The following is a 22,099-nucleotide window of genomic DNA, read 5'->3' as shown; positions in this document are numbered from 1 at the left end:
CACATGCGCTCACATTCGATCCTTTTTATCAGCCCCACATTTTGTCCAAAGCCACCGCGTACTCACGCGAAGCGCCGACGCCCTGACCTAAGAGGTTAAGCATGAAAATTCAAAACGGCGCACCTGCGTCGACGGGATCGGCTTGCCAGAAAAAAGCCACCGAGCTGTTTTACGTCACGCATCCGAAGGTTCGCAAGGCATTGCTGGGACCGTTCTTGACCGAGGCCGACGCTGAGTGTGGGCGCGTTGTTATGCGTAGTGCTGACGCTCAGGTGACGGCCTGCCTGGTTGACGCAATTGACGACATTACCCGCTGGCACGGCGTGAACAACGGTCAGGTCTGCCGAGCCTTTGCTCGTGCGGATCACCGGGAGGTCGGCCATGGGTAACGTGACCCCAATCAAGCGCAAGGGCAGCAGCGTGCCGCCCACCACGGGCGCTCACATCGACAGCACCAGCTATGCCCTGCTGGTGGAAACCCTAGTCGGCTTCCTGGAGCTGCGCATCTCGGAAGGCGACCAAGGCCGCCAATGCAATGAGCTGGAACGTCTGACTCAGAAACTGGAGAGCTTGGCCAAGCGGTTTACCCCGCCCAAGGGGGCCGCATGACAGACGTGACGATCCTATTCCGTGATGCGCTCCAGGCCGTCTATGGCCCGCTCGACTGGCTACCCGTAGACGACGGAATCATTCACCGCTTCCACGTCCCTGGCGACAAGGCCGGCTCCTTCAATGGCTGGTACACGTTGTTTGCTGACGGCATCGCATCCGGCGCGTTCGGCAGTTGGAAAGCCGGCGGCGCCAGTACCTGGTGTAGTCGCGAACCGGTGGACGCCCGCGAAGCGGCCCAGATCCGCGAGCGAGTTGACCAAGCCCGGCGCCAGCGCGAAGCCGAGCAACACCAGCGCCAGCAGCAGGCCGCCGAGAAGGCCAACCACTGGTGGCGCAATGCGCGCCGCGCCTCACCCGACCACCCGTATCTGGTAGCCAAGGCGGTTCGATCCTACGGCCTGCGCCAGCGTGGCAATGACCTGCTGATCCCGCTGTACCTGGATGGGCACTTGGTCAACCTGCAACGAATTGGACCGGACGGCGACAAGCGCTTCCTTTTCGGCGGGCGGATCAAGGGCACCTATTCGCCGCTGGGCATCATCGAGCCAGGTTCTGTGCTTTGCATCTGCGAAGGGTGGGCGACGGCCGCCAGCCTCCACCAGCACGGCGGCTACGTCGTTGCCGCTGCCATGAACGCGGGCAACTTGATCCCGGCAGCGATGGCCCTTCGCGCTCGATACCCGGGCCAACCAATCGTCATCGCCGGCGACGACGACCGGCTCACCGATGGCAACCCGGGACGCGCAGCGGCAAACGCAGCGGCGGCGGCCGTGGGTGGCCAAGTGGCTTTCCCCGAGTGGCCCGAAGGCGCCCCCGATGACCTCACCGACTTCAACGACCTCGCCAATTGGAAACTCGCCCATGTCCAAGCCTGACACAAACGTGATCAACCTTCGGCCGGACGCCGCGACCATTGCGCCAGATCGCCCCTGCTGGGCGGTGTATGAGCATTGGGTGATTAATGAGAAGGGCCGCAAGCTGCGCCCGGGCGTCTATTGGCATAGTTTCAAGCGCGCCGCCGCTGATCAGGACGATGCCGAGGGCGATACAGGCGACCGGCCTATCACCGATGAGTGGATCTCCAGCCCCGTCACCGTCGTCGCCCGCACCACCAACAGCGACGATGGCAGCGAAGGCCGGTTGTTGCGCCTGGTCACAGAGGGCGGCATCAAAGAATGGATCATCGCCATGGAGGTGTTCGGCGGCAGTGGCGAGGACGCCAGGCGCGCCTTGTTCGGGATGGGCGTCATTATCGCCCTCAAGAAACGCGGCACGTTCATGGAGTACCTGCTCGACCAGCATCCTGTAGAAGTGTTTGCCACCACCAGCCGGCCGGGCTGGCATGAGTCGGGCGCGTTCGTGCTGCCTGGGCGAACCATCGGCAGCGCCAATGTGCGGTACCAGGCCAGCAATAAGGCTCAGGTACTTTTCAGCCGGCGCGGCGAGCTGGCGCTCTGGCAATCGGAGGTGGCCGCCAAGTGCGCGGGCAATCCGATACTGACTCTGGCGATCGGCTGCTCGCTGGCGGGCCCATTGCTGAGTTTGGTGGGCGTGCTGGGCGGTGGTGTTCACCTTGTGGGCGATAGCTCGAGCGGTAAGTCGCTGGCGCAACTGATCGGATCGTCGGTATGGGGTGACCCGGGCGTGTTCGCCGCCAGTTGGGACATGACAAAGGGCGGCCTGGAGATCGAGGCATCGAGCCGCAATGACACCATCCTGCCCTTGGATGAGATCAAGCGCGCCGACCCCAAGCGCGTACAGGAAATGGCGTATTCCCTCGCCAACGGCCAGGGCAAAGGCACCATGACCCGCGAGCGCGAAGGCCGCGCCAAATTGAGCTGGCGCCTGCTGACACTCTCCAGCGGCGAGCGCTCACTCTCTGAACACGCGGCCATATCCGGCAATGCTGCACACGCTGGCGCCGAGTTGCGCATGGTCGACGTGAACGCCGGCACCCGGACACACCGGGCCTTTGACGAATTGCACGGGCTTGAGGGAGCGGACTTTCACCGACAACTCACCGTGGCCGTCGGCGCCCACCATGGCCACCTTGGACCAGCTTTTGTCGAGAAGCTGCTCGAAAGCGACGACCGCACGGGCCTACTGGAAGACTTCGCTGGGGTACGCGCCAGCTTTGTGGAAGACAACGCCCAGGCCGGCCGCGTAGCTGACCGGTTTGCGGTAATCGCACTGGCCGGTGAAATGGCAATCGCGTATGGACTGCTGCCTTGGGTGCCAGGTACCGCCATCGCCGACTGCCGTTTGCTGTACGGCGAATGGCTCAGCAGGGTAGGCAGCGGCAACGCGGAAGACCGGCAGATCCTGGCCGGCATCCTGGACTTTATCGACCGCCACGGTAGCAGCCGCTTTTCAGATGTCGACGATCAAACGCCTGACACCAAGGTTTTCAACCGGGCCGGTTACTGGGAGCTGGTGGGCACCAACCGCCTGTACCTGTTCAACAAGCCGGCGCTCATCGAGGCGGCGCACGGCTATGGCCTGTCTCGCATCATCAAGGCTCTGGAGAGCGCTAACGTCCTCGCACGCCGTGACAACGAGCGTAAAACCAAAAACTACCGACTCCCTGGTGGTGGCCAGGCTCGTCTCTACGTGATCGATCCGGACATCATGGATCGTGAAAGCGGTGGCGTATGAACGTCACTCAAAGACCAGCAATCCAGATTGCCCAAGTTCACAGGAACCTAGAATCACTGGCAACAGTGGCAACACCGGCAACGGCCTTGTGGGGCGTGGCTTACAGCCGTTGCCACTCTATAAAAAAAGTGGCAACAACTGGCAACGCACACCTCATTTTCAACATAAGAAACCCGCACTTTCCTTCCATTTGGTTATCACTGTTGCCGGTAAAAAACCGGTGGCAACAGTTTCGCAGCAGCGGCAACGCCGGGAGGCCACGGTTTACGGGGCTGTTGCCATTGTTGCCGCCGTTGCCGGTGTTTTTGAAATCACAGGAACAATGGATTACTAACGATCAGGCCGAGGTGACGGTATGAGCCTCCTTTCCGGCCTGCTCGATCACATGCCGTCAGCTATTGCAGGTGCCGACTCCACAAATTTGCGGAGTCGCCATGAACCTCGCCCTCGCCTAGTGCTGGCCAACCCTGTTGAGCGCACTCCTCGGCTCATCACAAGCCCACACGCAAGCGCCGCCACTGCCACACCCGAATGGCGACACGCCCGTGACCGCTACCTCAAACACATCATGGTTTGTCGGAGCTGCTACGCGCCCACCGGCCGCTATTGCAGGGCTGGCGCCCACCTGCGCGCCAGCTACGACGCCACACCTTTGGAGACGCACCAATGACGCCCAGCCTTATCACCCGCTTGTGCAACATCGGTATGAGACCCGGCATCAGCGCCGCCACGCAGCTCATCACCACCCGGCGAATATGCCGCGCCATTGCTGACCAGCTCGACGTTATCCGCGGTGAACGGCGAGCCCTACGCCGGCAAGCGGGAAAGCTGAAAGCGTTTCTCCCATTCACCCGGCAGACCATTGCGGAACTGGAGGAGCAGGCCAGCGAACACCAGGAGGCTACCCGCAGCGGAGCGTGGAGCGCACTTGCAGGGTTTGGCCAATCACTGATGTTCGATCGCGAGGGGCTGGCGCAGGCGCTGGGCTTCGACCAGATGTGCGACCTGCTGGGCGTCAACCCAGTACATCGCCAACAGGCCAGCGACGACGGTGACACCAGCCTTCGCGGGCTGGCCTACCTATCCCAACTGGAGGACAGCGCCGACCGCAAGAGCGACGAATGGGGCGCCGGTGGCCCGCTTTATCAAGCCTGCCACGCCGCCATGATCCGATTCATCAGGGAATGCCCAGAAGACGAACTACCCGACCCATTCGCCCCTGGTGCGCCGTTCGGCCCAAAGCTGCCGCCCGCCCTGAGCATCGTCGGCGACTGACCATTTTCCGCGCCACGTTTTGCGAATCACGAAAACGTGGCGCGACACCGAGCAACACCACCGGGCACCCGCCCACGACCAGCGCCAGCGGCGCACAGAGGAAACCATGACAGACCAAGACAGCAACACCGCGGGCCACACGCCCAGCTATCAGGAGCGATTCACCGAGGCATGCAACACACTTAAATTCAAACCCTACGAGCTGATTCAGGGGCCGGACGCAGGCTACTTGGTGTGGGAGGTTCAGCACGTCCGCAATGGCCAGCAAGTGACCATCGACGGCCCCTACTTCACCGAGGGAGAAGCCCGGGTTTCGGCGGACCTGATGCGGGGAACATTCCGCGGCGCCAGGGCAAGCGAAACGATCTACAACCGGGTCTGGAACTACGACCCACGCCAGGAACAACTGACCATCGACCAGGCGCATATGTCGCGCGCAGTGCTCGCCATTCGCCTTGGGCTACCTGCCCCTTCGATCACCGTATAGGAGGCCACATGGCCGCTACCGCATTCGATAACTCCCCTATGACCACCATCAAACTTTACGGACAACTCCGGCAGTTCGGCAGGTCCTACGACCTTGCCGTGCGCACTCCAGCGGAAGCCTTGAAAGCGCTGTGCGTGCAGATTCCCGGCCTTGAGCGATTCATCTCAAACGCCAGGTCGCGCGGACTTGTGTTTGCTGTTTTCCGAGGAAAGAAAAACATCGGGGAGAGTGAACTCAATTATCAAGGCCATGGCGACATCATTATCGCCCCCGTGATCGTCGGCAGTAAGCGGGCAGGTATCTTGCAAACGATCATAGGGGCCGTACTGATCGTCATGAGCCCTTTCACAAATGGCGCAACACTTGCACCGGGTATCGCGCTGGCCGCCGGCGGTGTAATTCAGATGTTGAGCCCGCAAGCTCAAGGCCTGAAGTCCAGCGCCGCGCCCGAGAACACTCCTGGCTATGCCTTTGGTAGTGCAAAAAACACCGTGGCATCTGGCTTGCCCGTACCTCTTTGCATCGGCCATCGTCGCTGGGGTGGCGCGATCATCAGCGCTGCTATTTACGCTGAGGATAGGGTATGACTGCCATCGAATATTCACCGCGCACAACCATTCTGCTCAGTGGTTCATTGGCCAAAAAGTACGGCCGTAGACACACCTATGTCCTATCCGCCCATGGCGACACCAGGGAGGCGCTGAGGGCAATAGATGTGAATCACCCAGGGTTCCTAAGCGATATCGCGCGAGCACGCTCCATCGGTCTGGAGTTCGCAATTTTCCGCAACAGGAAGAATGTTGGCGAATCCGAGCTGACACTTGGCGGAGCCAGGGAGATACGGGTCGTCCCCGTGATCACCGGTAGCAAGCGTGCTGGGATACTTCAGACCATCATTGGAATTGTATTGATCGTCGCCAGTCCGTTTACCAACGGGGCTACGCTTGCCCCTGGGATTGCTCTCGCTGCTGGTGGTGTTATCCAAATGCTCAGCCCCCAGGCCGGCGGCCTCAAGACCAGCGCTGCGCCTGAGAACACGCCCGGCTACGCCTTCGGCAGCGCCAAGAACACCACGGCATCCGGTAACCCGGTACCGCTCTGCTACGGCAAGCGGCGGGTAGGAGGCGCGATCATCAGTGCCGCTATCTACGCCGAAGACCAGATGTAGGGGTGCTGGTGTAAAGTGATCCATCAAACCCGGAGGAAGAAATATGCACAGGATTTTGCTCGCCACCGTCATCTTCGCACTACTGGCTGGATGTTCAAGCACACCAGTAGCGCCTGGCTCTGCAGAGCGAGTGCCTGACGACAGGGTCTACGCCTATCAGTCAGACGTTCCTGGTGGTGCGACACTGATAGTTAGTCGAGACAACGGTTTTTGGGCATCTGGCGGCTGCTTGGCCACTGTTCTTATCGACGGAAAAAAGGTCGCCCGCATCGACACCGGCGAAATGGTGAAATTCAAGGTCAAGCCAGGTCGGCATATCGTTGGCATCGCCGGCGATGACGAAGGCAACGGCCTCTGTGCAATGCAGATCGGTCAGCCCGTGAAGGAAACGGCAGCCGAGATCAGCTCAGGAGAAATCCAAAAATTCAGGATTTCGGGTACTCAGAATGGAACGGACATACGCCCAAGTTCCATTTAGCTGACTGGTCGAGACAGACGATATGGTCTCACTCAGACCAAATCGTCTGTTTCGCTGGTCGTTTTTACGAGGACCGCTGGCAACCATGTCGGTAACCACAAACAGTAACTGCCCAGCATGGTCAGCATTCAACTGCGGCTTTTGAGCGTGATTGGGAACGTCGACTTGTGTTGTCGAGCAGAATCAACTGGTCACACCTAATCATCTGATATCCAGTCTGCCGGGAAGCAGCCAATGACCAACGATGACTTGCAATTCACCGATGATCTACCGATCAAGAAGCAGCAAAACGACCTGCTCGACCGCGCAGGGTTTTCTCAGCGCCTAGCACTGGCTATCAGTTCCTGGAAAAACCAGGAAAGCCTTGTGATCAGCCTGACAGGGGCCTGGGGTAGCGGCAAAACCTCAATCAAAAACATGGCGTTGGATCACCTAGAGGCGACCGAGGGATCTCAGGTCATAGAGTTCAACCCGTGGCAATGGGCAGGCCAAGATAGCTTGAGCAGCGCCTTTTTTGCGGAAATCTCTAGGGCTATACAGCGCAAAGATCCTACCGATGATGATAAGCAACTGGCTAAGGCGCTGCGATCGTATAGTCGTCGCCTAAATACTGGAGCCAGCTTAGCTGACGGCACGGCGAAACTCTTGCCTTTACTCTTCGCTTCGACCTTGGCAACTAGCCTGCTCGGCACCATGGCCCAGGGGACAGTTGCGCAAGTAACATGGTTGGCAGTTACTGCCGTCAGCGCGTTAGGCGGCCTTGCACTGCTTCTGAAGCGGGGCGGATCATGGCTTTCTAGCTGGGCCAAAAAATTAGATGAGGAAGCCAAAGACAGCGCTTTAACACTCGACCAACTCCGTGAGGAACTACAAAAGTTACTTAGTAAGCGCGACAAGCCGCTGCTGATCGTTTTGGACGATTTGGACCGGCTTTCGGCCGAGCAGATGAAAGCAACATTTCAGCTGGTCAAGGCGCACATGGATTTCGCCAATGTGGTGTTTTTGCTGCTGTTCCAACGCGACACGGTTGAGCAGGGACTGAGCAAGGTCGGATTCGATGGGACGGCCTACCTGGAAAAGATCATTCAAGCCCCCTTCAGTGTGCCAGCGATCTCAGGCAGTCAGTTAGAGGTGGTCCTGTTCCAAAGGTTAAACGCAATTCTGACTCATGAGCAGCAGTTGCAGCAGCGCTTCGAACAGGATTATTGGAGCCAGATGTTCCAGCGAGGAATGCGGCCATTTTTTAGCAATCTACGCCATGTCTATCGATATGCATCGACCTTGGAGTTTCATTGTCGGTTGTTGCGGGGTACAGAGGTCGCTGAGGTTAACGCGGTGGATCTGTTCGCGCTGGAATGTTTGCGTGTTTTTGCTCCAGAGACCTACGCGGAGATGCCGCGACACAAAGCGCTCCTTACCAGCAGCGAGCCTTATGCGCGAAAGGACGAGACGCAGCGAAGCCGTGTTAATCAGGTGATTGACCAACTGGTTAGTTTAGCCCCGTCCCATCATCAACCTGCCACGCGACAGTTGCTGCGAGAAATGTTCCCAACCTTGGACTGGGTGTTCGAAAACACCAGTTACGATTCAACAATACACATTCGCTGGCTAATCAACTCACGGGTGTGTTGCGACCAGGTGTTTGATCGCTATTTCGAGCTATCTTTGCCCGAGCAGGATGTGCCTAATTCACTTTTGCACGAACTGGGCCGGCGAATTACCGATCCCGTAGCGTTTACAGCGCTGCTAAGTAACCAGAAGGAAGACTACCAAGCTGAAATTTTGCAGCGCTTACTCGGATTGGTGGAGGAATTCCCAGTCGATCAGTCACTGGAGGTGGTGCAGACCTTACTGTGCGCGGGTGAACGGGTTGGTCGCCACGGGTCTTTTACTAACTTTTCGCCGCGACAGCAGGTCGCCCGACTACTGCGATTATTCCTAGAGCGTCATGAGCAGAAAGCCGTCCGCAGCGATCTGGTCATTGAGGCGTTCGCCTCGGGCACTGGTCTGGTCATCGTAGACCTGTTACTGGGGGCGGACTTCGCACTCCGCCGTAAAGGCGATGTCGGCTACTTCGATGATGACGGATTGGAGCACTTGAAAAACATCTACTTGCAGAGTTTGCGTGAGATGGCTGACCGCGACCCGGATACATTCCTAGGGGATGAGGATCACGCGTCTTACCTCATTGACATGAATCGCTACAGTGAGGGTGGTGACGAGGGACGCCGATGGATTGAGACTCATGTCACCTCACCGACTCGGTTCCTCCAGTTCGCGCGAGGGCGGGTTAGCGTCAGCACTTCGCAAAGTGGCGCAACCACTACTCGTACAGAGTATATTTCGCCGAGTTCGTTAGAGTATCTGTTAGGACTGGCGCGCTGTGCTGAGTGGGTGGATCGGCTCGATTCAATCGAACTGAACGAAACCGAATCCCAAACTTTGGCAATGGTCAGGGATGCCCTTGCTCGACATGCGCAAGGTGGTGTTACAGATGGAGAGGATTGATTAGCTCGGCCAGGCGCTTGGTCGCCGCCCCTCCCCGTGCCGTCCCGATATCAAGCTTTGACAGGTAGCCGGCGTGAACCTGATGGGCGGCATCCACAATATTGCGCTGATCCAGAGGGACACCGTGGATAGTGACCACCCAAGCACCACACAACGCAGAACTTGTTATGAGGCTACTTGGGTGACACTTATTCACCTGCTAAGGCCGGAGCTTGTTTCGTCAATTAAACTCGAAAAGCATTCCTGCCTTTCTTAGGAAATCATCTCCAACGAGCATGGGCTTATATGAAAACCCTTTGAAGTCGTCAGCCGGACCAGCGAGTACCCCTCCATGTCCCTTCTTAAGGTTCTGAACCACGACGATCGTTGTCACAAGCGACACGTCGATAACTTCCATGCTCGGTAGCGTCAACCACGCGTGCAAGTTTGTCTGACCGCCTAAAGTCGAGCTCGGCTTTTGCAACTTGTCCTGAATGAATTCCTCATCGAAGCGGAACATACCTCTCGCGGTCCCATCATCGACCCAACCGATGGTAAAAAATACCGGGCACGCGAGCAGGTCTTCCATTACGGGGAGAAGTCGATAGTGAATCGACATGCATTGAGCCACCACATCTTCGTAGCCAAGGTTGCCAAATGCGTCCCTCACTACATCTGGAAAGCGATCGTGTATCTCTTTCGTCAGATACCGCTGCTGCGCCATTCCTGTCTGCTTTGGCACGGCCAAACCGTAGCGTTCGGACCGCTCAATAGCCGACTTCCACTCTTCGCTGTATCCCATGTGTTTTCCTAAACTCACAAATTCAGCAGCTATGCCATGCATCCTCAGCCTTCAAAGAGGCAAGAGCCGCTCCTTGTTAGCAATGTAAATGCCACCGTCCCAAAAGTTAGAGTTAACCTGGTATAGCAGTGTTTTCCCTTCCTCAAAGCTTGAAGTATTTACGCGCTTCAGCCATCTGCTCTTGCACATGCACAAGCGTAGCCCCCTGCAGAATGCGTGTTATCTCCGCTTCGATTTCTGCCCACGTAACACCGTCACGCTTGATGATCTTGCGCGCTTCTTGAGCTTTCTTTTGATCCATCGGATGGCCTGCGAAGCGTTTATCAACAATGCCAAAAGCTTGTTTGAGATGAGTCTTCCACATATTGAACTCCTTTCATGACGGGCCATCAGAATGCCACCCTCTGCCCATTTGTAAAGCTAGCCCGCTAAATACCAGTCTTGGCAGCTACCGCCAGACCAGAGTGGATAACCCCCAGCAACCACCTTTCTCTCCACCGTATAGAGCAGATTCAGCGCGGACACATGGGGTATGTGAGTATTTGCGAGGATCGCCATTGATAACCACTTCCCCCGTCACTGACGCATCAAATCCCTCTTTGCAAAGAAGCCCATGGAAGGCCGGCGCCAAGTACTTATCGGAGTGCTTCGCGCAGGGTTCTGCGCCCCTCCGTCGCGCGGATGGCAAGTGCGCGAAGCATTCCCCCAACCAAGGTTTCACGCAGAATTTTCACGCCCTGGGCCGCGTGATTGCCAGGCGGCCTACTGATGCTGTCTAGCGCCAACGAAGGCTCGTCGATGATGCACGCGACAACTCGCTAGTGGTAATCAGATCAGGCGGTATCCACCCTGGCATTCACGACTTACCAATCATCCAACTGATGCGGTAACCGCCTGAGTAACCACCAAAGTAACCACCTCGCATGTTTACCATCCATCACGGGATCGACGTCACAGAGTCGCCCGACGCCCGCCAAACTTGATAATTGTTAACAGAGTGACATGCTAGCCAACTTCCTCAGGGACTAACTTTTGCTAACAGACAGCGAGCTTTGCCATCAGCTCCAGACCGGCCTGGCCTCAACATTTCTCAACATGGAGCTAGGCTTGCGCACTCGATCCGATGTCAAGTTTTGTCAGGTTTCGGACTGCTCCTCTTCGAGAATATGAGCCTCGAGATTGTGAAGCGTATACGAGAGATCCCCAGCCGGGTCGTACAGCTCACGAACCCATTTATCACTCGCTGGATTCGCATTAACGGCGAGCCTGAAATTGGCCGACGCGGCACGAAGACCTGGGCCAAAGTACATTTCTTCCAAACGCGTTTGTGCTTGTTTTCGCCGAGACATGGTTCCGTGCTTGGCAGCAGTTTTGATTTCTTCCTTGATCGACTTCAACCTAGATTGAAGCGAGGCAATCTCGTCTGGGGAGAATGACTTTCGACCTCCTGCCTCACGCATGAGGACATCTAAATGTTCGTACAAACGGCGTATCTCGTCAGCCATTGTTCGGGCTTCAACGAGATCTATTGTTTCTGTGGGCATGCGTCGCTTCCTGCTTGGGTTGAAGGTAACCAATAGCGGCATCCCTTAGAGATTTCAACAATCGAGCGACAGATCGGCCGGTATCCACTCCGGTATCCACGGTTTAGACACAACCCGAGCCTGCCACCTTCAGCGGGGGCGTGATTGGTGACGACGTATATGGAGGTCGACCTTTGAGACTACTGATAACATTCGCCTTTCCCTGCGTGCCGTATCTCTCAAACAAGGAATGTTCCCAATGAGAACCTTATACCTGATGCTCCTATCGATCGCCCTTGCCGGATGTGCAGGCGGTATAGCTGGCGGTGCGGCGCCTTCAGTGAAGTGGGTAGCTAACTCTAAAACCGATAGCTTTACGGATGTATCCAGTTGCGCTGTCACTGTTGGATCTCTGTACACCTCTAGTGGGGTGTTTACCATGACGAACAAGTACTACCCATACCTTGAGATAGTGAACGGAGACCTTCGGGTAGGTGTAAAAAGCGGGGGCCGCTTCCTGATCCCGGTCGGCGACGTCCAGCTTAGAGTCGATCAGAACAAGGCATGGACGATCAGCACCAGCGAAACCCCGCTGGACTATGTGCCCGAGGGCCAGCTTAAAGCTATGCAAGCCTACGCACCGAAAGATCCCCAGCAGCAACAAATAGTGGAAAACGCCTACAAGACTGCGATGGAAGCTACAGCGCGGTCCATGTCACCGTTTACCGCGTCAACAGGCGAGAAGGCTCAGTCCATTCTCAAAGAGATGCGATCCGGCAAGACGCTTATCTATCGCACTGTTGGACTGAATCAGGCAGCGTCTACGACCGGTGAATACGTACTGGACCAATCGCTGGAGGTCGCATTGCGCCAATGCGGTATTCAATAACCGCAGACATAAGTAATTTTCGCCCAGTAATTCGCGCACGCCCGTCGCGCACCTGGTCAATGCGCGAAGCCCTCCTCAGGTAAGGTTTCACGCACCCTCCACGCAGCATATTCACGCACTGGACCGCGTGGTGCCCTGCCCGTCTGTAACCGGTTTGGCCTCAGCGACGGCTCCCCCCCGAAATACGCAGTACCTGCGCAAATTACGCACAGAAAGTACGCAGTTCAGTACGCACGGTTGGCACGCATTCGGGTGCGTACTGGCAGCAGGTTCGCACTGAGGTTCGCAACCCCCAAGGCGCGAACCGCGAACCAGCCTACCAATAATGAAGGGCTCCCAGATCATTCATCTATTCACGATTCGCTCGCAACGCTTAGTAAGACCTATCATCGAAGCACCGCTCGAACGGCGGACTAATCTCGCGAACAACAGGGCTAACTGCAAGCCGGCGCGCGAAGTAGTAGCCACTCGCGCGCGCGATGGCGGCTTGGTTGATTACTACAACTTGATCATGGGTCAGAGTTAGATCGGGAAGATCAGCTACGATCGCGATCTTGGGGGAGATTGGAACTATCATCATATCGTCGAAGCAATCAGGGACGATGAACTCGTCAGAGCAGGATCGAGCAATACCCCATCGCATTGACTTGTTATCGTGGATAAATCGATCTTGATATCCAAACACGTGGACGCTTGCCAGTAGCCTCCCCCTCATGACGCCATCAACGGCGTACATCACGTGATTCCGTTCCAAGATTTCCTGCTCATCTTTGGTAAGAGAGTCACCATTGATGCCATTGAGGCGGACGTCCTCCAGACCTTGAAGCTTAAATTTCTGGCGCGTTCGCCATAGCGAAAAAAACTCCTCAATGATGCGTTTCTCGAAAATCCCAATGGTGGTCACTGTGCCCTTTTCTATCGCACAGGCCAACGCTTGAAAACGATCCTCGATGTGCTTCCCAATCCCCGCCTCAGTTTTCTGATCCCAAACCCGCCTGGCGCAGAAGATCGAATTGTTTGGTTTCAGTTTCAGTACACGGTTCAACTTCTTAACGAAGATTTCAACGGTGCCTCCCGGGTTCGTGAAGCGCTGGATGCTCGCTTTCGGGAAGACATGCTGGTCTATCGTCAGACGGTGAGGGTTACCAGGCTGGGTAGGCTCAAACTTCACAATTCGTCCGCCCAAGTCGTTTCTTGTGAATATTGAGCTTCGCACCTTTAGTCCGAACCCTACAACGCGAACTAGCGCGAACCTGGCCATGGCCACCACGGAAGGTTACCAATGCGAACGGTTGCCAGGCACAGGTTTCCACTATGGTTTCCACTAAGAGCAGGCGTTTTGACTGGCAGCCTTGTGAAATATCGGCACATTATCTGGAAACCCCTAACGGCAAGGGTTGTCCCCTAATTGGGGAAACACGCTGTAAATGATCACGCCCGGTCTATTCAGCTACATTCCTTCTCATCATAGGAAGGGAGAAGGCTATGCCATCAATGGAAGTAGCTCTTGTGGGCGGAGAGCGTGCTGCGCCAGCGCCAGGCCTTAAAGGCAAGTGTCCGTTGTGCGGAAAACCCGCTCAGGCGAAATGCGGGCCAATCATTCGTTGGCACTGGGCACACGCTGGCCGAAGGCACTGCGACCCATGGATGGAGAACGAAGGTCCCTGGCATCGCGCCTGGAAAGCTCTGTTTCCGTTCGAGTGGCAAGAGGTTGTGGCCTATGACCATGCTGGCGAGAAGCATATCGCTGATGTAAAGCGCCCAGACGGCACAGTGATTGAGCTCCAAAACTCCTCGATGAGCATTGAGGAGATGAACAGCCGCGAGGCGTTCTACGGGGAGCGCATGATCTGGATCGTAAACGGGGAGAAGTTCAAGAACCACATCCGGATCAGTGATTCGTTGCCTGATCCACATCATGAGCGGATGCGTGATTTTAAACTGGGGATGCCTACCTATACAAAATGGTCCAAGCACGTAAGGGAACCATGTCACGACGGCAGCGCCTTTGGATACTTTCTTAAGAGCGATATCGCCGCAGACCCGTCGCGCGGTGCAATGTATGAATTGCATCACGGCAAGGCGTTCGAAAGTGTCGTAGCTAATTCGTACCGAGGCCAACATGCGTGGTCTTGGAAGAATCCCCGGGAAGGGTGGCTTTTGTCCCGGCGCACTGTTGTCTTTGATTTGGGCCAGGGAGAGATGTGGGCGCTAGCTAAGTACGGAGACGATGGGGATCTATGCCTTCAGCGCGTGTCGATCAAAGCGCTTATGGATTCTCTGCTATCGGGCGCTGTACCGGATCTTAGCTATGCTGTGAGGCCTGCCCGGGATCTGATCGATCTTCCAGCACTTTGACCACGCTTTGACGGAATGCGAGACAGGCATCAGACCAAAACCACGCCAGGTGAGCGTCTGAGGCTTATCGCGTGGCCAGCCCGTCAAACAAGCGCACCGTGGCCTCTGATACCCCTGACAGACCCCAGACGGATACGGCGCTTTCGGCCCTCCTACTTTTACCCGGCATTTACCGAATCGCTGGCGAATGTGAGACAGGCATGAGACGGAGTCGACGAACGTGGCCGCCTGAGAGCGCGCATCGCCCAATGCGGGCGGGGCTCACGCATTAGATGCGGGGAAATCCCGTATCACATCGCCAGGGCACTTTGCCGCCGGCAGACGCAAACCACGTAAAGGTGACTTCAGGCATTCACGGAGCCGGTGCTACGCTCTCTCGAAACACGGAGAACCACCATGACGGATACCAAACTGATCGCCAGCCTGTTCGACTGCCTCAATCAAAACCAGCTCGCACTGGGCGCGGCAGTGGAGGAGCTTTCCAACTGGGTCGAACAGCGCGGATCGGCGGACATTGCCAACAACGTGCGCGGCGCACTGGAGACGCTCGACGAGAACTTGGTGTTCATTCGCCAGGGCATTGCTGAGCTGACCGTCGCCGGCAGCCTCGGCGAGGCATAACACTCGCCAGGATTCTAGACAGGCTCTGGACGGCTGGAGACGCCGCAGCTCATCCGACTCGACCCGCGGGCCAAAGCCAGCAAAGGCTGGCGGCAGATCGGGCATGAGGCCGGATAGCTATCTCGTCCAGAAAAAGGGGCTTGCCGAGACAGTCACTTGCGGGACAAGTGGCACACGATCGAACCGGCAAACGCGACCGTTATCCTTGACCAGCCTTGACGAAATTCTTGACAGGTCTTGACGGATTTATCTGCCACCACCAGCGGCTGGAGCGCTGATAGCCACGCAGGTCAGGGCTTTGCGAGCATTCGGGCTGCCTGGCCAGCACCAGCCCCGTCTAAAATTCGGGAGGCGGCCGTCAAGGTAGATGCTCGATCAATATCCTGGTGAGATGGGGTGGTGAAATACCGGGCCAGAAAAATGCTTAGCGCGCCAGGCAATACTAGACAGGCCCTAGACGGATATTCGCCGACAGAACGCGGGCAAGTTGCCTGCAACCCAGGGAGCGCGCCGCTTCCAGCGTTAAAGGTGGGGTGCTGGCGCTTGATGCTCGTCAAGTATTACCTAGGGCATCGAAGCACTTCTTTAATCTGGGGGAAAGATTGGGGGAACGGCAAAGATCTGGCACACCTAGGGTCACCCCCTACCCGTAAATTGAACGATGATCCCCGGGCGCACTCATTGCTAATGATGATCCTGGCAATTTCGGATTAATGGCTTTGCAGGCCACCGATGACCAAATTCCCACAAGAGCGTCCACAAGATCTGGGTATTCTTAGTAAAAACCCCTTCTCCAGTAGAAAAATACAATTATGAATTCAGACCAACGAATAACAAATTCTGAGCTATACCGTTTATCATCAACGCGGGCTACACCAAGCAAGCCCTAGCACAAACAGATAGAAAATTGCAAGGCTTTTAATTGATCCATAAGGGATAGCATATGAACATTCAGGAAAGAACGGGAAGGTCAGATCGGACGGACTTGAAAACCCAGGATGACCTGAAAGGCGCTGTGATCTATACCGATGCTTTTGCAGCTAAAAAGAAAAAAAATGAGTACGAGATTGCGGCCGAGCAAATTTCAAGGCGCGCTCAAAAAACCGACTGGTAAGCAGGAATGAGATGAGTACAGGGAATGTAAAAGCTTTGCCCAGCATGGGCGAGGCTACTGCTGCTAACGAAGAAAAAGAAAAAAACATACAAGCTCGCATAAAATCTCGACTGACAAAAGAAATTGTAATTGGCGTATGTGGAGCTGTTGGATGCAATCTAGCCGATGTAGTTGAAGAGCTAAAAAATCAGTTTGGCTTGTGTAATTACCACGTAATCACCATCAAGCTCAGCACAATAATCAAAGAATATTTTGCTAGTCACCCTCTCCCATCAGAGCACTTTGGAAAAGACTTAAATCGCCTCGGCGTTGATGAGCGCTACCGTGTACTTCAAGATCTCGGCAATAGCATTCGCAAGCGACTAGGGGATGATGCTTTAGCTACCCTTGCCATTCACAATCTTTCAATATCTCGGCAGCTTCAGATTAACGCTAGCGAAGAAGAAGACCCACCGAGAACTGTTTACATCATTGACCAACTTAAAAATCCCGCAGAAGTAGAACTCTTCAGATTAGTTTACAAAAATATATTTTATCTCGTCGGCGTAATGAGCCCTCAGCATTCAAGAATAGATCAACTTAAGCAAGAAGGAATGAGCTCCGTAGCTGCTCAAGAACTAATTGAAAGAGATCGAAACGAGAATCTTGATCATGGCCAGTTATTAGAGAAGACAGTTCAAAAATCAGATTTCTTCATAAGAAATCATTTGACCAGCATCGGAAACCTATCCAAACCTTGCGGCAGATTTGTAGGACTTGTTCACGGACAAAATGGCATTACTCCTACTCGAGATGAGTCGGGGATGTATGCAGCCCACTCAGCCTCGCTGAAGTCTGCCTGCCTCAGCCGGCAGGTTGGGGCTGCGATCACTGACTCATCCGGTAATATTCTTTCGGTAGGCTGGAATGACGTTCCACAAGCCGGTGGAGGTCTTTATTCAGCCGATAATGTGAATGACCAACGATGTGTCAACCATGGAAGGAAATGTTACAACGACTTTCATAAAAGTCGATTGGTAGAAAGTATTGTCAGAATTCTGGAAAGCTCCGCAAAAATCGATCCAAACCTCGCAGAAGAAATTTCAAAAAAAATATTGAAAGAAACACCTGCCGGAGCCTTAATTGAATACTCCCGTGCAATTCATGCTGAGATGGAAGCCATTTTAAATATCGCTCGTAAACCATCAGGCAGTACCACGGATGGGGTGATGTATACAACAACCTACCCTTGCCACAACTGCGCTAGGCATATAATCGCCTCCGGAATCAATCGAGTTGTATATATCGAGCCATATGAAAAAAGTTTAGCAATGGCTCTACACTCCGACGCGATCTCCATCGACCTCGCAGCAGAAAACAAAATCATTTTCGAAACCTTTGAAGGTGTTTCACCTAAACGGTATACAGCGTTCTTTGCGTTCAATACTAAACGCAAAGATGACAAAGGACTGGCTATTTCAATAATGAATAAAGAAGCCAGTCACGTATCCCAAGAAATATTAGATTCCTACCTAGACGTAGAGGCTAAGGTGTTCGATCTTGCTCGAACGCACAACGTTCCGCTACCCAAATAATTAAAGAGCACGAGGGGGGAGCTCCTAGATTGAATGGCAGTCCAGACCGAAGTGGTATTTTTTCATTCTGACCAGGTCGCCACCTAAGTCTGCCCCCAGGACAGGGATCGGCGAAAACTCCGCCGATCCGCCAGCCTCCACACGCGAAACCTGCCCTACCGAAATGGAAGGTCAGCTCTTCCTCGCGACCACTTTTTGCCTTGAACGACGATTTGCGAAATTAACCCCATGAATGACCACTACCCTGATCCGGGGTGGTGCTGGCGCAGGGAAATGGAGGGAACGCCTTTGTGTGAGGGGAAGCGCCACACGGCGCCAGCGCAATCGCCACAAAAGTGTGGCGATTGCTTCTCAAAAGTGAGGGACGTAATAATCGGGCCACTTTTGGACTGATCCCTTAAAGGATTGGTGGTGATGGCCATACCTTTGCGCTTGTGGCGGCTTTATCACGATGACGATACCGTTCGTCGGGGGTGGAGCAACGAATCTCGACGGCTTTTTCAGCCAGCGAAAAACCGACCGAAAACACCCCAGCAGCCGGCGCCGTGTATCCCCAGGTGTATCCCTTAGAAAGAAACAGACGACCAAACCCTTTAAAAACGAGAACTTCACCCCTAGGTTCAAACGGCGCCGGGGCACCAGACACACACAAAAAAGCCCCAAGTCGAAAGACCTAGGGCTTGTTTGTAGGCAATTTTTTGCATGCCTCGCGTTTCAAGTATCCAAAACCTCCAAATAATCGACCTGCGGTGTAAATAAATCTCTGCCCATTTCCCCCCAGCGCCTTTCCAGGCAAACGATGCTCAAAATGTCGGAGCGGGCTTGCTCGCAAAGACGGAGTGTCACCCAATACATGTATGACTGATACACCGCCTTCGCGAGCAAGCCCGCTCCCACATTTTTGGCCAAGTTGCTTTCAAAACTCCATTAAAAAGCCCACCACCGAGTAGTCGGTGGCGGGCTTTCTTTGAAGGCATTTATCGCTTCTGCAACGCCTCCAACCGCGCTGGCAAGTCTTCCTCGGGGAAGCGCTCATGCAGCGTCAACAGCTTTTCATCCGCCGCTTTGGCTTGCCCCGCCAACCGCAGGCTCACAATCTCCCGCAGCCCTTCCTCCAGTGACGGCAAAGCCAGCGGTGCGCGCTTACTGAGTTTTTCTGCCGGCTGATCGGCAAACGCACCGATGGCTTCAGCCTGAACCAGCGCATGCTCAACTTTCGGCGCTGCTGCCATCCGCGCCATAGGTGCGGGCGCAGGTGCGGCATACATCTGTGGGGCTGGCGCCGCGGAAAATGTCGCGGGGGATATCTCCGGTTGCGACTCGGGCACGCGCATCACTACGCCGATCATCAGTGCTACACCGGCGACGGTGGCGAATGCCATTTGCCAGCGCGGTTGGCGGCAGGCTTGCAGCCAGCGTTGCCACAGGCTGGGTTGCGGCGCCGGGGCTTCGCGGCGGGCGGTGGCGAGGATGAAGGCGTCGAGGGACGCTGGCGGTTCGCCGGTGCTGTGTTGACGAAAATGCTGGATCAGCTCGTCGTCAGGTGTGTGTGGGGAGTGGTTCATACGAGTATCTCCTCGGCCAGCAGGCGGCGCAGTTTCTGCTGGGCGTAACGCAGGCGGCTTTTTACGGTTTCCAGCGGGGCGCCGGTGAGGGCGGCGATTTGCGGCACTTCGAGGTCGCCGTGCAGGCGTAGCAGGAAGACTTCGCGCTGGTCTTCGGGCAGGTCTTGCAAAGCGGCGTCGAGGCGCGCCTGGTCGCGGCTCAGGCTCAGTTGCTGCTCAGGGCCGGCGCTGTCGTCGGCCTGGGCGTGCAGTTGTTCGTCGTAGCTGTCGTGCAGCGGGTTGTGGATGCCGTGCTTGCGCCAGTGGTCGATCAGGCGGTTGCGGGCAATCTGGAACAGCCATGTACGAAAACTCGCCCGGCCCTGTGGCTGGGTGGCGCTGCGAATCAGGCTGAGCCAGGTTTCCTGGTACACCTCTTCGGCCAGTTCGGCCTTGTTGCTCAGTGACACCAGGAACCGGTAAAGGCCCTGGCGGTGCCGCGCGTACAACACCTCGAACGCGGCAGCGTCGCCGGTTCGGTAGCGGGCCAGCAGCGATTCGTCGCTGGGTGAGTCATCGGGAACGGCCATGTAGGTAGCGAACTCCTTTTGATGGATCGATGCACATTGACTGTGGGAGCTGGCTTGCCAGCTCCCACTGTTGGTTGTTGCCATGTTCGGGATCAGTGTTTAAGGCTCTGCGCCATTTCCACCAGTTGCACGAACTCGTTGCGCAACCCGAACGGGTCATCGCCACGGGCCGAGCGGGCCAGTGCGGCGGTGTCTTTTAAGCTCATGCTGCCAGTGTAGCGGCCATCGCCCTTGAGCTGTTGGGCGAAGGCGGCCACCGCTGCCGCGAAGCGCAGGTCGGCGCTGGCCTGGGTGGTTTCGTTGCGGATGGGCCGTTCAATCAGTTGGCTGGCACCGCCCGCCGCCGGTTTGTAGCGTACGCGCAGCATGGCCAGCTCAGCGGAGGTGTTTTCGGCCGCAGGCGCGGCGGCGTAACGCAACGGCTCCAACCAGCCCTTCTCGCCCTTGGGCACAATTTCGTACAGCGCGGTCACGGTGTGCCCGGCGCCAATTTCACCGGCGTCGACCTTGTCGTTGTTGAAATCCTCACGTTTGAGTGCGCGGTTTTCATAACCCAACAAGCGGTATTCGCTGACCTGGGCGGGGTTGAATTCCACCTGCAACTTTACATCCCGCGCCACCACCGCCAGGGTCGAGCTGAGCTGGTCTACCAGCACTTTGCGGGCTTCGCGCAGGTTGTCGATGTAGGCGTAGTTGCCGTCGCCGGCGTCGGCAAGCTGCTCCATCAGGTGCTCGTTGTAGTTATCCACACCGAAACCCAGGGTGGTCAAGGACACGCCGCTTTTGCGCTGGTCGACGGCCATCTGCTTGAGGCTGTCGAAGTCGCTGACGCCCACATTGAAGTCACCGTCGGTGGCCAGCAGGATGCGGTTGATGCCCTTCTCTATAAAGCCGGCACGGGCCATCTGGTAAGCCAGCTCGATGCCGGAGGCGCCTGCCGTTGAGCCGCCGGCGGTGAGTTGGTCGATGGCGTTGCGGATCTTGGTTTTGTCGCGCCCGCTGGTGGGTTCAAGCACCACACGCGACTCACCGGCGTAGACCACCAGCGACACACGGTCTTGATCACGCAATTGGTCCACCAGCAATTTCAGCGTGCTTTTCACCAGCGGCAAGCCTTCACGGCGGTCCATGGAGCCCGACACATCCACCAGAAACACCAGGTTGGCTGGCGCAAGGTCTGCCACCGCGCGGTCGGACGCTTTGATGCCGATGCGCAGCAATCGCGTGTGCGGGTTCCACGGTGTGGCGGCGACTTCGGTGGTCACGCCAAAGGGCGAGCCATCAGTGGGCAGCGTGTAGTCATAGGGGAAATAATTGAGCATTTCCTCGAGTCGAACGGCGCCGTCAGGTGGCAGCCGCCCTTGGTTGAGGAAACGTCTCACATTGGCGTAGCTGCCGGTGTCGACGTCGGCGCTGAAGGTCGAGACCGGGGTTTGTGCAACGCTGTAGACCGGGTTGTCGGGCAGGTTCTGGTAGCGTTCGTGAGGCTCGGCCCGATAGGCCAAAGCCGCGGCGTCGCGCATGGCCATTGGCGCGGCCATCAGCACAGGCATCGCTGCCTGCTTGCTCAAGGCACCCTCAGCCTGAGGCTCGGCGGGCGCGGGAGGCTTGGCCACCTCTCTGGACGATGAAAGCCCACAGCCGGCCAGCGAAGCCAGTACGGCAACCGCAACGCTGCAGACAAGGGGACGCAGCACTAAACGAGCATGTGACATGGCGTTGAACCTCAACAGTAAATAATCCGTTCATAGGTTCAGACGCAAAGCACTTCGGGTTCGGGTTAAATCCCGGAATTTACGCATACAACACGCTTGCCCTACAGAGTACCAAGCCATTGGGCGTCAGCTGGAAGCATCGAGCCCTGTAGGTCACTCAACGATGCCGAGCCCGAAACAACTTACGATTACCGAGAAACTCCAGAA

The 22,099-nt window shown here is 56.3% G+C and carries 23 protein-coding genes; 16 read left to right on the top strand and 7 right to left on the bottom strand.

What is annotated here, in order from left to right; genetic code table 11:
• The first annotated feature begins 101 nt into the window (after nucleotides 1-101).
• From HBO23_RS20510 to HBO23_RS20460, 11 genes are all read left to right on the top strand, one after another.
• Complete coding sequence (locus HBO23_RS20510) at nucleotides 102-389, top strand: hypothetical protein (protein WP_170039424.1); 288 nt, start codon at nucleotides 102-104, stop codon at nucleotides 387-389.
• On the top strand, nucleotides 382-609 hold the full coding sequence (locus HBO23_RS20505) for a hypothetical protein (protein ID WP_170039422.1): 228 nt from the start codon (nucleotides 382-384) through the stop codon (nucleotides 607-609). The genes HBO23_RS20510 and HBO23_RS20505 overlap by 8 nt, the downstream gene beginning before the upstream one ends.
• A complete protein-coding gene (locus HBO23_RS20500) occupies nucleotides 606-1,487 on the top strand; it encodes a toprim domain-containing protein (RefSeq protein WP_170039420.1) in 882 nt (293 codons plus the stop codon). The genes HBO23_RS20505 and HBO23_RS20500 overlap by 4 nt, the downstream gene beginning before the upstream one ends.
• Complete coding sequence (locus tag HBO23_RS20495; protein ID WP_170039418.1) at nucleotides 1,474-3,267, top strand: DUF927 domain-containing protein; 1,794 nt, start codon at nucleotides 1,474-1,476, stop codon at nucleotides 3,265-3,267. Before HBO23_RS20500 ends, HBO23_RS20495 begins: the two co-directional genes overlap by 14 nt.
• Complete coding sequence (locus HBO23_RS20490) at nucleotides 3,248-3,601, top strand: hypothetical protein (RefSeq protein WP_170039416.1); 354 nt, start codon at nucleotides 3,248-3,250, stop codon at nucleotides 3,599-3,601. Before HBO23_RS20495 ends, HBO23_RS20490 begins: the two co-directional genes overlap by 20 nt.
• Before the next feature lie 332 nt (nucleotides 3,602-3,933).
• Nucleotides 3,934-4,542, top strand: a complete 609-nt coding sequence (locus HBO23_RS20485) for a hypothetical protein (RefSeq protein WP_170039414.1) — start codon at nucleotides 3,934-3,936, stop codon at nucleotides 4,540-4,542.
• A 106-nt stretch (nucleotides 4,543-4,648) separates the two neighbouring features.
• Nucleotides 4,649-5,029 (top strand): hypothetical protein, encoded by a 381-nt coding sequence (locus tag HBO23_RS20480; protein ID WP_170039412.1) that lies wholly within the window; start codon nucleotides 4,649-4,651, stop codon nucleotides 5,027-5,029.
• Between the two features lie 8 nt (nucleotides 5,030-5,037).
• A complete protein-coding gene (locus HBO23_RS20475; protein WP_170039410.1) occupies nucleotides 5,038-5,616 on the top strand; it encodes a tail assembly protein in 579 nt (192 codons plus the stop codon).
• Nucleotides 5,613-6,197: a tail assembly protein gene (locus HBO23_RS20470; RefSeq protein WP_170039408.1), complete on the top strand. Its 585-nt coding sequence runs from the start codon at nucleotides 5,613-5,615 to the stop codon at nucleotides 6,195-6,197. The genes HBO23_RS20475 and HBO23_RS20470 overlap by 4 nt, the downstream gene beginning before the upstream one ends.
• Nucleotides 6,198-6,240: 43 nt before the next feature.
• Nucleotides 6,241-6,675 carry a hypothetical protein gene (locus HBO23_RS20465; RefSeq protein ID WP_170039406.1) on the top strand — a complete coding sequence of 145 codons (435 nt, stop codon included), beginning with the start codon at nucleotides 6,241-6,243 and terminating at the stop codon, nucleotides 6,673-6,675.
• Between the two features lie 234 nt (nucleotides 6,676-6,909).
• Nucleotides 6,910-9,183 (top strand): P-loop NTPase fold protein, encoded by a 2,274-nt coding sequence (locus HBO23_RS20460; RefSeq protein ID WP_170039404.1) that lies wholly within the window; start codon nucleotides 6,910-6,912, stop codon nucleotides 9,181-9,183.
• A 220-nt stretch (nucleotides 9,184-9,403) separates the two neighbouring features.
• Here the strand turns inward: HBO23_RS20460 and HBO23_RS20455 are convergent, their stop codons facing one another.
• From HBO23_RS20455 to HBO23_RS20445, 3 genes are all read right to left on the bottom strand, one after another.
• On the bottom strand, nucleotides 9,404-9,964 hold the full coding sequence (locus HBO23_RS20455; protein ID WP_170039402.1) for a hypothetical protein: 561 nt from the start codon (nucleotides 9,962-9,964) through the stop codon (nucleotides 9,404-9,406).
• 142 nt (nucleotides 9,965-10,106) lie between these two features.
• Nucleotides 10,107-10,328 carry a hypothetical protein gene (locus tag HBO23_RS20450; protein ID WP_170039400.1) on the bottom strand — a complete coding sequence of 74 codons (222 nt, stop codon included), beginning with the start codon at nucleotides 10,326-10,328 and terminating at the stop codon, nucleotides 10,107-10,109.
• A gap of 772 nt (nucleotides 10,329-11,100) precedes the next feature.
• Nucleotides 11,101-11,508 (bottom strand): hypothetical protein, encoded by a 408-nt coding sequence (locus HBO23_RS20445; protein ID WP_170039398.1) that lies wholly within the window; start codon nucleotides 11,506-11,508, stop codon nucleotides 11,101-11,103.
• Nucleotides 11,509-11,746: 238 nt separating this feature from the next.
• Here HBO23_RS20445 and HBO23_RS20440 point away from each other — a divergent pair, with 238 nt between their 5' ends.
• Entirely contained in the window at nucleotides 11,747-12,376 is a 630-nt protein-coding gene (locus HBO23_RS20440) for a hypothetical protein (protein WP_170039396.1), read from the top strand.
• A gap of 373 nt (nucleotides 12,377-12,749) precedes the next feature.
• On the opposite strand, the gene HBO23_RS20435 is transcribed toward HBO23_RS20440, so the two are convergent.
• On the bottom strand, nucleotides 12,750-13,562 hold the full coding sequence (locus HBO23_RS20435) for a hypothetical protein (protein WP_170039394.1): 813 nt from the start codon (nucleotides 13,560-13,562) through the stop codon (nucleotides 12,750-12,752).
• A gap of 299 nt (nucleotides 13,563-13,861) precedes the next feature.
• On the opposite strand from HBO23_RS20435, the gene HBO23_RS20430 reads away from it, so the two are divergent.
• From HBO23_RS20430 to HBO23_RS20415, 4 genes are all read left to right on the top strand, one after another.
• Nucleotides 13,862-14,734, top strand: coding sequence for a competence protein CoiA family protein (locus HBO23_RS20430; protein WP_346343062.1), 873 nt, complete (start codon nucleotides 13,862-13,864; stop codon nucleotides 14,732-14,734).
• 396 nt (nucleotides 14,735-15,130) lie between these two features.
• A complete protein-coding gene (locus HBO23_RS20425) occupies nucleotides 15,131-15,355 on the top strand; it encodes a hypothetical protein (RefSeq protein WP_170039392.1) in 225 nt (74 codons plus the stop codon).
• Nucleotides 15,356-16,298: 943 nt separating this feature from the next.
• Entirely contained in the window at nucleotides 16,299-16,469 is a 171-nt protein-coding gene (locus tag HBO23_RS20420; RefSeq protein ID WP_166742137.1) for a hypothetical protein, read from the top strand.
• A gap of 11 nt (nucleotides 16,470-16,480) precedes the next feature.
• A complete protein-coding gene (locus HBO23_RS20415) occupies nucleotides 16,481-18,043 on the top strand; it encodes an anti-phage dCTP deaminase (RefSeq protein ID WP_170039390.1) in 1,563 nt (520 codons plus the stop codon).
• 977 nt (nucleotides 18,044-19,020) lie between these two features.
• Here the strand turns inward: HBO23_RS20415 and HBO23_RS20410 are convergent.
• From HBO23_RS20410 to HBO23_RS20400, 3 genes are all read right to left on the bottom strand, one after another.
• Nucleotides 19,021-19,608: a hypothetical protein gene (locus tag HBO23_RS20410; RefSeq protein WP_170039388.1), complete on the bottom strand. Its 588-nt coding sequence runs from the start codon at nucleotides 19,606-19,608 to the stop codon at nucleotides 19,021-19,023.
• Complete coding sequence (locus tag HBO23_RS20405; RefSeq protein WP_170039386.1) at nucleotides 19,605-20,177, bottom strand: RNA polymerase sigma factor; 573 nt, start codon at nucleotides 20,175-20,177, stop codon at nucleotides 19,605-19,607. The genes HBO23_RS20410 and HBO23_RS20405 overlap by 4 nt, the downstream gene beginning before the upstream one ends.
• A 92-nt stretch (nucleotides 20,178-20,269) precedes the next feature.
• Nucleotides 20,270-21,892, bottom strand: a complete 1,623-nt coding sequence (locus tag HBO23_RS20400) for a VWA domain-containing protein (RefSeq protein ID WP_170039384.1) — start codon at nucleotides 21,890-21,892, stop codon at nucleotides 20,270-20,272.
• Nucleotides 21,893-22,099: the final 207 nt, after the last annotated feature.

This window comes from Pseudomonas sp. WS 5532, assembly GCF_012985445.1.
Lineage (GTDB): Bacteria > Pseudomonadota > Gammaproteobacteria > Pseudomonadales > Pseudomonadaceae > Aquipseudomonas > Aquipseudomonas edaphica.
This window is presented reverse-complemented; position numbering and strand designations above follow the sequence as displayed.